This is a genomic window from uncultured Psychroserpens sp., from assembly GCF_947500255.1.
Classification (GTDB): domain Bacteria; phylum Bacteroidota; class Bacteroidia; order Flavobacteriales; family Flavobacteriaceae; genus Psychroserpens.
This window is the reverse complement of record NZ_CANMRL010000001.1, coordinates 1,305,643-1,320,828: the sequence shown is the minus strand read 5'-3', so window position 1 is coordinate 1,320,828 and position 15,186 is coordinate 1,305,643. Positions and strand designations below refer to the sequence as shown.

At 34.6% G+C, this 15,186-nt stretch carries 10 protein-coding genes; 8 read left to right on the top strand and 2 right to left on the bottom strand.

What is annotated here, in order from left to right; translation table 11 throughout:
• Positions 1-10 precede the first annotated feature (10 nt).
• From Q0783_RS05725 to Q0783_RS05705, 5 genes are all read left to right on the top strand, one after another.
• Complete coding sequence (locus Q0783_RS05725; protein WP_298893913.1) at positions 11-259, top strand: hypothetical protein; 249 nt, start codon at positions 11-13, stop codon at positions 257-259.
• The gene (locus Q0783_RS05720; protein ID WP_298893912.1) at positions 249-716 is read left to right on the top strand and encodes a hypothetical protein; all 468 of its coding nucleotides are present in this window, start codon (positions 249-251) and stop codon (positions 714-716) included. Before Q0783_RS05725 ends, Q0783_RS05720 begins: the two co-directional genes overlap by 11 nt.
• Positions 703-1,014, top strand: a complete 312-nt coding sequence (locus Q0783_RS05715) for an antibiotic biosynthesis monooxygenase (protein WP_298893911.1) — start codon at positions 703-705, stop codon at positions 1,012-1,014. Before Q0783_RS05720 ends, Q0783_RS05715 begins: the two co-directional genes overlap by 14 nt.
• Complete coding sequence (gene pbpC / locus Q0783_RS05710) at positions 1,011-3,359, top strand: penicillin-binding protein 1C (protein ID WP_298893910.1); 2,349 nt, start codon at positions 1,011-1,013, stop codon at positions 3,357-3,359. Before Q0783_RS05715 ends, pbpC begins: the two co-directional genes overlap by 4 nt.
• A gap of 137 nt (positions 3,360-3,496) precedes the next feature.
• A complete protein-coding gene (locus Q0783_RS05705; protein ID WP_230934800.1) occupies positions 3,497-3,937 on the top strand; it encodes a hypothetical protein in 441 nt (146 codons plus the stop codon).
• A gap of 55 nt (positions 3,938-3,992) precedes the next feature.
• Here the strand turns inward: Q0783_RS05705 and Q0783_RS05700 are convergent, their stop codons facing one another.
• The gene (locus Q0783_RS05700; protein WP_298893909.1) at positions 3,993-5,063 is read right to left on the bottom strand and encodes an endonuclease/exonuclease/phosphatase family protein; all 1,071 of its coding nucleotides are present in this window, start codon (positions 5,061-5,063) and stop codon (positions 3,993-3,995) included.
• 146 nt (positions 5,064-5,209) lie between these two features.
• Between Q0783_RS05700 and Q0783_RS05695 the strand changes: the two genes are divergently transcribed.
• The 3 genes from Q0783_RS05695 (at position 5,210) to Q0783_RS05685 (ending at position 9,997) form a co-directional block, all read left to right on the top strand.
• Entirely contained in the window at positions 5,210-8,059 is a 2,850-nt protein-coding gene (locus Q0783_RS05695; RefSeq protein WP_298893908.1) for a TonB-dependent receptor, read from the top strand.
• 66 nt (positions 8,060-8,125) lie between these two features.
• The gene (locus Q0783_RS05690; protein ID WP_298893907.1) at positions 8,126-9,544 is read left to right on the top strand and encodes a DUF5689 domain-containing protein; all 1,419 of its coding nucleotides are present in this window, start codon (positions 8,126-8,128) and stop codon (positions 9,542-9,544) included.
• Between the two features lie 69 nt (positions 9,545-9,613).
• The gene (locus Q0783_RS05685) at positions 9,614-9,997 is read left to right on the top strand and encodes a hypothetical protein (RefSeq protein ID WP_298893906.1); all 384 of its coding nucleotides are present in this window, start codon (positions 9,614-9,616) and stop codon (positions 9,995-9,997) included.
• 70 nt (positions 9,998-10,067) lie between these two features.
• Here Q0783_RS05685 and Q0783_RS05680 read toward each other — a convergent pair whose 3' ends face one another.
• Positions 10,068-15,116, bottom strand: coding sequence for a choice-of-anchor L domain-containing protein (locus Q0783_RS05680; RefSeq protein WP_298893905.1), 5,049 nt, complete (start codon positions 15,114-15,116; stop codon positions 10,068-10,070).
• Between the last annotated feature and the right edge of the window lie 70 nt (positions 15,117-15,186).

Below are 15,186 nucleotides of genomic sequence, written 5' to 3'. Positions count from 1 at the left end.
ACTCAAGACCATGAAAACATATATTGCTTTACTGTTTACTTTTCAACTTCTCTTTTCTTGTGGAATAGATCGCTCTAAAGCTGAACCCTTGAATTGGAACTATGAAAATGGTAGCTTGAGAATCGAAAATGACACAATTTATAATGACAGAATCCCTGTAGCGATTAAAGTATCAGAAATTCAACGATTTGACAATAGCCGAGTATTGATTATAAAAAAAATTGACAACAACGACACAGATAAAGACCATGCAAAATAGTAAATCAGTTAAAATAAAATTAGCCCTACTTTGTGTTTTATCTGTTCCAATAACTACATTGTTTTTGGGTTGTACAACTGATAATGTCAATGGCATTGTTATAGGAGATTCGTTATACGTCCATCAGAGTTATACAGAAAACAGGAAAATGATCCGTTTGATAAAAAAAGTATTAAGTAAGAACACAGATGCTTTAATTGAACTCAAAAAATCCCCTAATGGAGGTGCAGGTGGAAGTTATGATTTAGGCTATGTGATTACACAAATTATTTATAGACTAGGTGAAGATGATATCATCAAGATGGTAAAGAAATTTCCAGAAAAAGAGAAAAGTTTTGAAGGACTTATTGATGTCGGCTTAGAGTATGGCGATAATGATTATGATGGCAAAATGGATAATAAAAAATTTAAAAAGGAATTCCCTAAACTATTCAAATATTTAAATGAAAACAGATAAAACATACTACGCGGTGATTTTTACCTCAACGCATTCTGAAAACACAGAAGGTTATACTGAAATGGCCGATCTAATGGAAACCTTAGCCAAACAGCAACAAGGATTTATAGGCATTGAAAGCGCAAGAAGTGAATTGGGAATTACAGTAAGTTACTGGGACAGTTTAGACGCCATCAAAAGTTGGAAACTGCAAACCGATCATTTGGCGGCTCAACGAAAAGGACGTCAAGATTGGTACAGTTGGTACAAAGTAAGAATCTGTAAAGTTGAGCGTGAATACGAATTTGAAAATAAATGAAACTAGTTAATTATATAAAGCAACGTAAAAAGAGATTTGTCCTTTTGGCAATACTCCTAATTATATATGCTTTTTGTTTACCTAGTGATTTATTTAAAGACCCAACTGCAACAGTCATCACGAGTAGAAACAATGAACTTCTTGGCGCGCAAATAGCAGCAGATGGACAATGGCGTTTCCCTCATAATGACAGTATTCCTGAAAAATTTAAAACCTGTATCATTCAATTTGAAGATGAGTATTTCTATAAGCATCCGGGTTTTAACCCCATTTCTATTTTCAAAGCACTAAAAGACAATTTCAGTGCTGGTGAAGTGAAACGAGGTGGAAGTACATTAACACAACAAGTGATTCGCTTGTCTAGAAAAGGGCAAGCCAGAACCTATCTCGAAAAAATTAAAGAAATCATTTTAGCAACACGATTAGAGTTTCGAGACTCTAAAGACGATATTTTAGCGTATTACAGCAGTAACGCCCCTTTTGGAGGTAATGTAGTAGGTCTAGATGCAGCGTCATGGCGTTACTTTAATAGGGATGCGCATCAACTTTCTTGGGCTGAGAGCGCAACACTTGCCGTATTACCAAATGCGCCAAGCTTAATTTATCCAGGGAAAAATCAACAACGTTTACTTGATAAACGTAATAGGTTACTTCATAAATTATTAGAAAATGCTATCATAGATTCCTTGACTTACGAACTATCAATTGCTGAAGAACTACCGCAAAAACCTTATGCGCTACCACAAATTTCACCGCATCTTCTACAAAAAGTTGCAAAATCAAATCGAGGTGAACGCATCCAAACGACTATTGACATGAAACTTCAAGAGCGTATTAATCTTATTGTGAAAAACCAATATAATCTCTTAAGACAAAATGAAATTCATAATGCGTCGGTTTTGGTTTTAGATGTACATACGAGAGAAGTTTTGGCTTATATAGGGAATACACCAACCGATCGAGCGCATCAAAAAGATGTTGACATTATAGATAAACCAAGAAGCACAGGTAGTATATTGAAACCATTTTTATATGCTGCCATGCTAGATGCTGGTGACCTGCTACCACATACTTTAGTTGCTGATATTCCTTCTCAATTTGGAAGTTATAATCCAGAAAACTTCAATAAAGAATTTGATGGTGTCGTGCCAGCTAGTCGTGCCTTATCTCGATCATTAAATGTTCCTGCTGTAAGAATGCTTCAAGATTTTGGATTAGATCGTTTTCATCAATATCTAAAACAATTACATCTCAAAGATTTAAAATACAATGCAAATCACTATGGCCTATCACTCATTTTAGGAGGTGCCGAAAGCAATCTGTGGGATTTATGTAAAAGTTATGCAGCACTATCATCAACGTTGAATCATTTTTCTGAAACCTCAAGTGAATACTATACTAATGAATTTGTAGAACCTACATTTATGGCTTCGGAAACAGTTGACTTTGGAACAAAATCTTCTGATAAAACCTTATTTGATGCTGCTTCAATTTATCTCACTTATGAAAGTTTAAAAAAGGTAAACAGGCCTGAAGGTGACGAAAGTTGGGAGTTTTTCGATGACTCTAAACAAATCGCATGGAAAACAGGAACAAGTTTTGGGTTTCGTGATGCATGGGCTATTGGTACCACCAAAGATTATGTGGTTGGCGTCTGGGTTGGAAATGCAGATGGGGAAGGTCGACCAGGTTTAGTTGGTGTACAAACTGCGGCTCCAATACTATTTGATGTATTTGACCTATTACCAAATAGCGATTGGTTTGCCACTCCTTATGATGAGATGCAGAACGTACGTATCTGTTCTAAAAGTGGTCATCGTGCTTCTCCAATTTGTGATACAACCGAAGATTATTTTATTCAAGTTAGTGGATTAAAGACAGCTCCTTGCCCTTATCATATTTTAGCACATGTTGATGCTACTGAAACCTATCAAGTGAATTCTTCTTGTGAAAACTTAAGCAATATCAAACATAAACCTTGGTTTATCTTGTCTCCGTTAAAATCACACTACTACAAAACGAAAAATCCGTTTTACAAACCACTTCCTAAATTGCGAATGGATTGTATGGGAGATATTCAATTGACCATGGATTTTATTTATCCTAAGAAAAACAACTCTGTATTTCTTCCTAAAGATTTTGATGGTGAAACCAATGATCTTGTTTTAAAAATTGCTCATTCAAAACCTGAAGCTACAATTTATTGGTATCTCGACCAGACTTATGTTGGTACAACGAAGGATATTCATGAGTTAGCTATTCTTCCTAAAAAAGGGAAACACCTTATTACAGTTGTTGATGAATTTGGTAATGAGGCAAAGCGACAGATATCTATTTCAGAATAAAATCTAGTAAGGTATTATATTAAAGTTGAGCTACATATAATACTCTTAATTAAGAGTTTAGAGAGTCTACAGTGTCTTTCTACTTCTAGTTGTATTAAATTCTTACCTTTGTTTTCGTAATTTTTAAACTATAAAAGATGTACGATATTGTTAAAATGCTTCACTCTTATTGGGCTTACCTCGTAGTAGTAATGGTGGTGCTAGCGACCTTTAATGCCTTGATAAAGTTTTTTGGAAATAAAGAATTTCAAGCTGTCGATTTTAGAATTTCATTGTTTACTTTAATTGTTACTCACATTCAATTACTGATTGGATTGGTGTTATATTTTACATCTCCTTTTGGATTTAAGAATATTCAAAATAATGGTATGGGAGGATTAGATTCTTTTTCTCGACTATTAGCAGTAGAACATCCATTTGTTGGGATTTTAGCTGTTGTATTTATAACCATAGGCTACTCAAAACACAAAAAGAAATTAACATCGAAACCAAAATTTAAGATGTTATCCATATTTTACACCATTGGGCTACTTTTAATTTTATCTAGAATTCCTTGGAACAATTGGTTTAACTTTTAACAAAAAAATGCGCTATTAAAATTTAATAGCGCATTTTTTTATTGTGATCTGTTTTTTAGTCTTCAACTTGTTTAATTAAGTAAACATAAACAGGGAAGTGGTCACTAAAACCTCCTGTAAATCCACCATCGGCAAAACTTCTAAACGGATAGCCTTTGTAACGTCCTCTTTTATTAGCAAGATATAATTTATTGTAAATGCCTGCTTTATAAAATCTAAATGACGAATAATCATCTTTCTTAATGATAGGTTGTGTCATCATAATTTGATCGAACAAACTCCAAGCATCTCTATATGCTGTTGTACCATAGCCTTTTTCAGTAAACATTTTTTCAAAAGGATTATAAATACCTTTTAAATCTACTTCATCTTTGTCTGCTTTAGCCTTCAATACATCTTTTACACTTGAATTTGTAGGATCATCGTTCAAATCTCCCATTGTAAATATTTTAGCATAAGGATCTTTAGATTGTATAGAATCCATGATGCGCTTATTTAACTTTGCGGCACCAACACGTTTTGATCGACTTCTAGCTTCTCCACCGCTTCTAGAAGGCCAGTGATTAACAATGACATGTATAGGGTCTCCATCTAACTCACCACTAACTAATAGCTGATCTCTAGTAATGACGCGCTTTCTACTAACATCATCATAAATTAATAATTCAAAAGAATCGTGACTTGTTGGTTTAAACAATTGTTTTTGATAGAGTAATGCCACATCAATTCCTCTAACATCTGGAGATTCATAATGTATAATCCCATAATTTTTAGGTAATAATAATGGGTGGTTAACAAGATCAACTAACACTTGTCTATTTTCGATTTCGCAAACACCAATTATAGCAGGAGAATTTCCTGTGATATCGGCTCCAATATCTGCAATAACTCTAGCCATGTTATTGACTTTCTTCTTGTAAATACCTTCTCTATCAGCCTTGATTTCCATTATAGGACTTCTCTCATCAAACTTAGTCGTATCATTGATAGTGTCAAATAAATTTTCTAAATTGTAGAATGCTACAGTGTGAATTTTAAAGCGTTTTTCTTTTTTCTCATCTTGAGAAAAGCCATTAAATGTCATTAAAAAACAAATAATAGCTAAAGAAAAATGTAGTGGTTTCATAGTTTAAATATTATGTTATCGTTATGATGATTACAAATGTCGAGCCAAAAGTATGTATTTATTATAAATAATGTAAATTTGCACGCTTTAAATAAATTAAAAACACTGTTATTTAGAGCAAAAGAATTATTAATCTAATATAAGGCATGAAAAAAAGTTTCTTTATTTTTTTATTCGGAATATTCTCCGTGTTGACATCCTTCGCTCAAGATACTATCGTAAAAGGTAGTGTTTTAGATGGAACTACTGGAGAACCTATTCCTGATGTAACAATTACTATTGAAGAAACCTCGCAATCTGTTAAAACTGATGCGAATGGTGAATTTCAATTTAAAACTATTGTTCCTCTTGGAGAACAAGTACTTAGAGTTGAAAAAGTAGGTTATGTTACAAAACGTTATCCTATTGTTGTTAATGAAGGTCAAACTGTAGATATAAGCGGTATGACACTTGATTATGATTCTAGTGACAAAACAGATTTATTCATTATTTCAATTTCTGATGATAATTTAAATAGTGAAGATGATGGTTTAACAGATAATATCTCAGGATTACTACAAGCATCCAGAGATCAGTTTTTAAGTGCAGCAGCATTTGATTTTAGCGCAACATTCTTTAGACCAAGAGGTTTAGACAACGCCAATGGTAAAGTTCTTATTAATGGTATTGAAATGAACAAGCAGTTCACAGGTAGACCACAATGGGGAAATTGGGGTGGATTAAATGATGTTCAGAGAAATCAAGAATTTTCAATGGGAATGTCTGCTAATGATTACACCTTTGGAGATCTTGCAGGAACTAACAATATTGTAATGAGAGCATCTAGATACCGACAAGGTGGTCGTGTGTCTTATGCATCGGCAAACAGAAGTTACACAGGTCGTATCATGGCTAGTTATAATTCTGGAATAGTTAAAGGCGGATGGTCTTATTCTGTATTAGCCTCTAGACGTTTCGGAGATGAAGGTTATGTAGATGGGACACTGTACGATTCGAATTCGTTCTTTGCTGCTGTTGAAAAGAAAATCAACGATAAGCATAGTATTAACTTTACTGGAATATACGCACAGAATAGACGTGGTCGTTCTACGGCTATTACAGATGAAGTGCTTGCATTAAAAGGAAGAGAATACAACCCGTTTTGGGGAGAGCAAGATGGAGAGATTAGAAATTCAAGAGTAAGAGAAATAGAAGAACCTATTTTAATGTTAAATCACTTTTGGGATATTTCATCTAAAACAAAATTAAATACAAACGTTGCTTACCAATTTGGTAAAATAGGTAATACTAGAATTGATAATGGAGGAACACGTTTAGTAAACTTCAATGGTCAAGCTAGTTATCTAGGTGGTGCTAGAAATCCTGATCCAGCATACTATCAAAACTTACCAAGTTATCACTTAAGGTTTCCTAATCCTACTGCTGCAGATTTTGAACAAGCATATTTAGCTGAACAAGACTTTAGAAATGATGGTCAATTAGATTGGAATGCATTATACAGTGCCAATGCTACTGTAAGAGCTCAAGGTGGAAATTCTATTTATGCGATTCAAGAAGATAGAAACGACGATTCACAATTTACAATCAACTCTATTTTAGACTCTGAACTATCAGAACGTGTTCGATTAAACGCTGCGATTAGCTATAGACGCTTAAAGAGTGAGAACTTTGCTAACCTAAAAGATCTTTTAGGAGGAACAGGATACTTAGATGTAGATTTCTTTGCTGAAGAAGATTCAAATGTTATCGAATCATTAGAAGATGTAGCGCAAAGTGACTTAAATAATCCTAATAGAATTGTTCAGGAAGGTGATCGTTACAAATACAATTATGAAATTGACGCTAATGTCATCACTGGATTTGCACAAGCTCAATTTAAATACAACAAAATAGATTTCTATTTAGGTGCTAATATATCCCAAACAACATACCAAAGAAATGGTTTGTTTAATAACGGAAACTTTGCAGGAGCACGTTCTTTTGGAAAAAGCGAAAAATTAGACTTCTCTAATTATGGTGTAAAAGCTGGTGGAACTTATAAAGTTACAGGTCGTCATCTTATTGATTTTAATGCCAGTTACTTTACTAAAGCACCAAATATTAGAAACTCATTCAGTAATGCCAGACAAAACAATGATGTTGTTATTGGTTTAGATAGTGAGAAAATTCAGTCTGTAGATGCAAGTTACATTTTCAGATCTCCAATTATTAAAGCGAGACTTACTGGTTTTTACACTGGATTCCAAGACGGAACAGATATCGGCTTCTACTTTACTGAAGATTTAGCTGGACTAGGTTTAGATACTGGAGATGCCTTTGTACAAGAAGTACTTACCAATGTTGAAAAAAGACATATTGGAGCAGAGATGGGTATTGAAGCTCAAGTAACACCAACGATTAAATTAAAAGCAGCAGCTTCTTTTGGTCAATACACATTCAACAACAATCCAAACTTATATTTAACAAGTGATGATTTTGATGGTCCATTAACTTTTGGAGATGGCACAACAAATATTAAAGATTACCATGTTGCTGGAGGTCCAGAGCGTGCGTATCAAATTGGATTTGAATATCGTGATCCAGATTTTTGGAATGTTGGTTTAACAACAAACTATTTCTCAAATGCTTATATAGATGTAAGTAACCTAGCAAGATCAGCAAACTTTACTACAGATTTTGACGGTCAAGCGGCTGTTGGTTATGATGAAGACATTGCTAGAGGTTTGTTAAAACAAGAAGAATTTGATGACTATGTACTTGTTAATGTTGTAGGTGGAAAGTCATGGAGAGTAGGTGATTATTTTGTTGGATTCTTTGCAACAATTAATAACATCTTCGATCAAGAATACAAAACAGGTGGATTTGAACAATCAAGACTAGCAACTTATGATCGTGTGCTAGAAGATAAATCAAGAGCTAATGGTCCAGTGTTTGGTTCTCGTTATTTCAACGGAAATGGAACAACATACTATTTAAACGTCTACCTTAGATTCTAAAAAAAGCTAAAAAAGTAAATTTCAAAAATAATATCCTCAAATGAGGATGAGATAAAAAAGAAAAAAATGAAAACAATTAATTTAAACAAAATCGTACTATTTGCTTTAAGCTTATTAGTATTTAATGCTTGTGTTCAGGACGATGATTTTGACACACCTAATGTTGACGTTACAGATCCTGTGATCAATGGAAACATTATAGATATAGATGCTGTTATTGGTAACCTAATCCAATCTGGTGAAGATATTATCACTTTTGAAGAGACAAATAACTTTATGGAAGGTTATGTAATCTCTAGTGATGAAGGAGGAAACTTCTTCGAAGAATTGGTATTACAAGATAAAGCTGAAAACCCAACAGCTGGTATTGTTGTACAAGTTGATGTAAATCCTTTATTTACAATTTATGACTTCGGAAGAAAAGTATATATTAAACTAGATGGCTTATCTGTTGCTGTTGATAATGGTGTTGTTCAAATAGGAAGACGAGACGGAAACGAATTGGCTAAAATTGCCGCTTCGGAAATGTCTGAAACTATTCTTCGTACATCAGAAGTTGCTACAATTGTACCTTTAGAAGTGAGTATTAGTGATTTTTCAAATGATCTTGAAAGCTTATATATTCGTTTAACTGATGTTCAATTTAATAGAAATGATGTGTTAGGTGATGATTTGAAAACATTTGCTGCAGAAGACACAGATCAATTTGATGGAGAACGTGTTTTAGAGAGCTGTGCTACAAGTTCATCTGTAATATTAAGCACAAGTACCTTTTCAGATTTTAAATCGCTTCTATTGCCTGCAAATAGAGGATCGATTGACGGGGTTTTAACAAGAGACTTCTTTGATGAATTTTATACCTTAGTTATTAATTCACCTGAAGATATCAACTTTACCAATGAGGTACGTTGTGACCCAATCGAATTATCTTGTGGATTAGCTTCAACAACAGGAATGAATAATTTATTTGCAGATGATTTTGAAAGCCAGTCTACAAACTCATTAATTTCAGGAAACGGATGGACAAACTTTATCGAAGCTGGATCTGAAGGATGGGAAGCTTATACACAAGGTGGAACTAATTCTTCTCAAGGTGTTTCTGCAAGAGTAGGTTCTTTCAATTCAGGTGATGCTAGTACAGTAGCTTGGTTGATTACTCCTGAAATTGATCTTGATGCTAACTCAGGTGTGACTTTAAACTTCGAAACATCTAATAGTTTCTCTGACGGTAGTACATTAGAAGTATTATTCTCAAATGATTGGGATGGAACTGAAGCTGGAATTACAACAGCTACTTGGGGAATCATTACAGATGCTTATGTAACTCAAGACAGTGATTTCTTTGGTGAGTGGTTCGAATCTGGAAACGTAGATTTAACATGTGGATCTGGACAAATTTATATCGCATTTAAATATGTTGGTAGTGGTCAATCTGATTTTGATGGAACTTATGAATTAGATTTCGTAAGTATTGATGCGCAATAAAAATTAAGCTTACATAAATAAAGCCACATCAATATTGATGTGGCTTTTCTTTTATCAATACATTTGTATATGACCATTTTTGAAACGTTTTTCTTTAATGTATTTCAGCATTATAAACCTACTCATAAAAAGAAAGCAAACTCTATTGCCTTATTTTATATTTCAACACTTCAATGTAGTTTATTATTGCTTTCTGGTGTATTGCTATCGGCATTCTTAAATGAGATGAATTCGATAACACTATCATCAGGTAAGGCAAGGGTACTTTTTGTTATAGGAAGTATTTTTATATACTTCAAGAACTGGATTCAGTATAGTGGTAAAAAAAGAAAGGTTTTAAATGCAAAAAGAAATAGTAAAAATGCGCCTCAACACTATAACATTTGGTTATTGTGGTTTTTACTCCTCGGCAGCATAAGCTTATCAATTATTTTATTGAGTACTGTATTTTAATTAAGACTTATAATTATAAAAAAACCTCTAGCAATTATTACTAGAGGTTTTTTAATTATTTAGTGATTGATTAATTCAAACGTTGAATGTAAACCCATGCACTTCTTTGCTTAGTTCCATCTTCATATTCCATAGTATAGAAGTATGTACCTACTGGCAACTCTTCACCATCATTGGTTTGTCCATGCCATTCATCAACATAATTTGTTTTAGAATACACAAGTGTTCCCAATCTATTAAATATCTCTAATTTAGTAACACGATAGCTACTTAAATCAAAGGTGTCATTCATACCATCTCCATTTGGAGAAATACCTTGAGGAATAACACAGCTTTCCAATTCAATAACAGTTTGGCTTGTAATACTAGAGCATCCAGTGTCATTAAAAATCACTTCAATTTCATAATCTCCAGCGATTAATACTGGGAATGTCAATCCATTTTCTCCCGATTGCAACACACCATCTAAGTACCAGTTAATAGTCACTTCAGACGTATTGTAATTTACAGGTGTTGCTTCGATAATGATTGGTACAGTAGCGTTAGGGCATACCTCATAATCAAAATCTTGGGTGAATGTGGTCTCAGGCTCTGTACCTAATACTAAGTTAAAGCTAGTTGTATTTGTACAACCAGTAGCATTATTAGTTACTTGAGCATAAACCGTTTGAGGGTTAGATAAACTTGTATAAGGACTCACTAATGGGTTAACTCCATCAATAGCATCTTGTTCTGTTAAATGAATTGTTACAGTGAAGTCATCTGGACTTTGAGTCTCACCCAATATATCGAGATCATTATCTGACAAGTTAAATACTGCTGTGTCATTTCCTATTGAACATCCTACTAAATCTGGTGGAGTATTTGCAATTGGTAATGGCAAGAACTCTACTAAAATCTCATCAGATATAATACATGATGGTGAGAAAATAATTTGAGTTGTATAAGTTCCATCTTCAGTAACAACTAGCGAATTAGACGTTTCATTTTCAATAACAAAACCATCTTTAAACCAAACGTGATCTACAGATAGCGCTTGAGTTTCTAAAACAATTTGCTCGCCTACACAAGCTGCAGTTCCTGATGCAATAGTAATATCTTCACCTAGCTCTACTTCACCAATATCAAAACTTCCTGCTTTTAAGAATACACCCGAATCTAACGCTGAATCTGTTGCATCTGCAATAACTAATTTGATATGATATGTTTCTCCAATATTTACTTCTGAAAACGCTGTAAATACTTCTGTTCTACCATCAAAAGAAATTGGAGGAAGGTTTTGTGGAGTATAACCTCCAAAATATTCTTCATTTATTGCAGGACAACCTGGGTTTTCAGGGTGAATATTAGTTACCAAAATAGGTGTATCTGTTCCAGGTAATACTGCTAGATTAGTTGTATCACCATCTTCATCTGTTAATAAGAATGCAAATGCATCAGAGAACGTACATTCAAATGTACCACCTGTATTTCCATTATATTCTTCTGAAGCCATTATAAAATCAAAACTTATTTCATCTGAAAGCGGCACAAAATCAAATTCTATGATAGATGCATTATTAGAAACCGCAATACCTACTGCAGCTTCTAAATCGGCATCTCCTGGCCATGCACCATCACTCATTGCATTGATGTTTGGACCTCCAGCTAAGCTAGCATCTCCAGACGTTAAAATGATTCCATCTTCAAATGGGAAACTACCTTCATCAGAAGTAAAATATCCTATACCATTAACATCTCCAAAGTTTGTACCTGTTGAAAATTCAATATTTGTAATTTGCGCACAAGGGCTATCAATTAAAATATCCACAACTAATTCTTCTATGGTATAGGTGTCTTGATCAATAGATACATTTCCAGTACCAGGTCTAATACATAAATCAAATGTGTAATCAACACCCTCATCTCCAGCAGAAAATACTCTTACATAGTAAGTATTTCCAACGGTTAATGCTGGTGTAATGCTTGCATCTGCAGGAGAACAGTATAACTCTACTGGTGCATCACATGTACCTTCATAAACTGCGTGATCTAAATCTTGGAAGAAACCTCCTCCATCTATATTGATTAACTGTATAACTTGGAATTCATCTACTGCTGTAAATTCAAACCAAACATCATCATCTGGATCGCCACCACAGGTTCCGTTTGGAATACCTGAAGGTGTAGCCTCCAATAATGTTCCTGGCGTAATAATATCACAACTGTCATCCGTATTAACTCCTGCAACTATAGCATCACAAGGATTGTCGTTCTCAGGTGGACATGCTAATAATTGAATAGCATCACTATTGATAACACAATTTGCATCTTGATCGTTATTTATTGTTACAACAACATCAACACCAAATGGGAATGGCCCAACTTGATAAACACCAGCTGCAGTTGCAGCTACCGTATTAGCATCAATATTGTTTGAGATTGTTAAAGATGTCGCATCACCTAAAGATGTCACATTTACATCAATTAAGAATTGATCACCATTATCGCAATCATCAATCACTTGATAAGTTGCTGTCGGATTAACACAAGTTGCACAAGTTACAGTGTAATCTATTCCAGCTGAACAACAGAAACTTCCAGAAGAACAACTTACTGATCCGTCTGAAGTGACTTGGAAGAAAATAGTATCTCCAGTTGATTGGAATACTAATCCATCTAAAACACCATCGTTACCTTCATCATTATACAGCTCTGTGACACCATCAGAATCTAAGACAACTAAGAAATCGAAAGGAGCACCTTCTATTTCTCCAGAGTTAATCGTAATTCTTATAGGTGAACCGTCTGTACTTGTATATGAGAACTGGTTAGAATCATTGTTTTCATAACAGTAAAAAGCATTTAAGGGCCCTGCAGAACAATCAACAATATTGTCAATACAGAATTCTTGTGTTAACACGTCACTTGTTAAAACACAATTACCATCATCATCATTTGTTACTGTAATTTCTACTGGTGTATTATTAGCATAAGGTCCAAAAGTAACTATTCCTGTAGCACTTACCGTTTGATCTGCACTTCCTTGGTTATCACTAAGAGTAATAGAAGTCGCAGAACCTAAATTTGTTAAGTCGACATCGACAAAGAATTCTGGTGCAACCGTACAGTTAGATACAACAGCATATGTAGCTTCTGGTTGTACACAAGTTGCACAAGCCACAGTAAAATCCCATTGTGTAGTACAACAGAAACTTCCTGATGCACAACTTACAGATCCATCTGCGTCAATTTCCATATACATAGTATCTCCAGTAGAATCAAATTGTAACCCTGAAAGGTCTCCTCCATTATTTCCTTGAAAAATTAAAGGTGCAGTGTTGTCTGGGCCGTCGTACACTAAAATATCATCACAACAGCTCTCAATTCCTCCAGCATTAAATGTTAATCTAATCGGACTTCCATCTGTTGAAGTGAAGGTCCAGTTAGTTGTATCGTTATTATCATAGCAATATGTTATTTGAGTTGGTGGTTGTGTACAGTCAATTGAGTAATCCGACTGCACAGTTGTTGTAAAGGTTACTGGTCCAATCCAACTACTAAAACCATTTGCATCACAATTAGCTCTAACCCAAACTTCATAGTCTGTTTGAAATGTTAATCCTGTTTCGTTAACGGTCGTTGCGGTTACTGTAGTTCCTGATCCTGTTGGCATACCTGTTCCTAAAGGCTGAACAACATACTCCCAACTCGTTTCAGCACCTCCAGCAGTCCAACTTATATCTGCTGTTGTTCCTCCAACATTAGAAACAGTTAATCCACTAGGCTCTTGGCAAGATGGAATTAAACGTACTCTAAAATTATCTACAAAAATATCATTGTCTTCAGGATCATCAACAGTTCCCTCAGATCCTAAGATACCAAATTGAACTGTTTGTCCAGAATACGCTGTTAAGTCGGCAACAACTTGAGTTCCTGTTACAGGAATAACGCTTGTGTTATCAAATGTTATTAAATCAACCCAACTTGTTCCATTATCTGTACTTATGAATAATTGAACTGTATCATCAGAACCTAAAGTCCCAGCATTTGTACTACTTCCAAATTGCATAATACCAAAATCAAAATCCACTTGAAATGGTCCTCCTGTTAAATCAAATTGAGGTGATAAGATCCAATCACTTTTAGCAGCTTGCCATAAGTTTATTTTATAAGCGCCATCAAAACCATTATTTAAGAACCCATCTGGTCCCCAATCTCCTCCTCCAAGATTCGTAGGTCCAGTTGTTGCATCTCCATCTGCAGCTTCGTCCCAACAGTCTGGAATTATAGTAGTAAAGTCTTCTAAGTATTCAGGCACGAATACATCACAAGCAGATTCAAAAGTCCCAACGCTTGACCAAATACTAAAGCCATCTGGGCCACAATCTGCTCTTACAAATATTTCATACTGTGTGATTGGAGATAAACCAGTAACTGTATAAGGATTTGTTGCCGTTGCAGTACCAGCACCAGTTGGTTCTCCAGTACCTAATGGCTGAACAACAATTTCCCAGTTAGTTTCTGTACCACCAGCTGTCCAACTAATATCTGCAGTAGTAGACGTGATATTTGTTACAGTAATCCCTGAAGGAAAGTTACATGTAGAGTTATAAACTTGTACATTATCTACTAACCAGTACCATGCCCATACGTTACCATCATTATAGATAAATCGCACTTGCATCGCTGCATTAGAATAGGCTGTGATATCTATATGTTGTTCATCTGGAGCATCAAAACCTCCAGCATCGGCTGTTTGATTTAAAACTTCAATCCAGTTTGTTCCATCAAATACTTCAACAACTGCAGTATCATTGCCAATATTGTTGTAGAATTGATCGAAATCTAAGAATAATGCTGTTGCTCCTGTAGTATCAAATACAGGAGACGTCAATGTTTCGATTAGTTCGGTTCCATTTCCGTTAGAGTCACTATCTACAATGGCACAGTTAGTACCATTTAGACTGTTTCCTCCTCCTTGTTGACCTGAAATCCATGAATCTCCAGTGGCACCACCTTCGTCTGTTACAGTCCATGTAGCAGGGATTTCAGTATCAAAATTTTCTTGTAAATACGTTTGCGCATTTACCAACGAACAGGTAAATATAAACGCAATAAGTAAGATTATTTTTTTCATTTGTGTCGGTTGTTTTTTTACTTTTTCTTTTCTTTTTACATGATAATCATGTAGCAACTTTTGGATATAA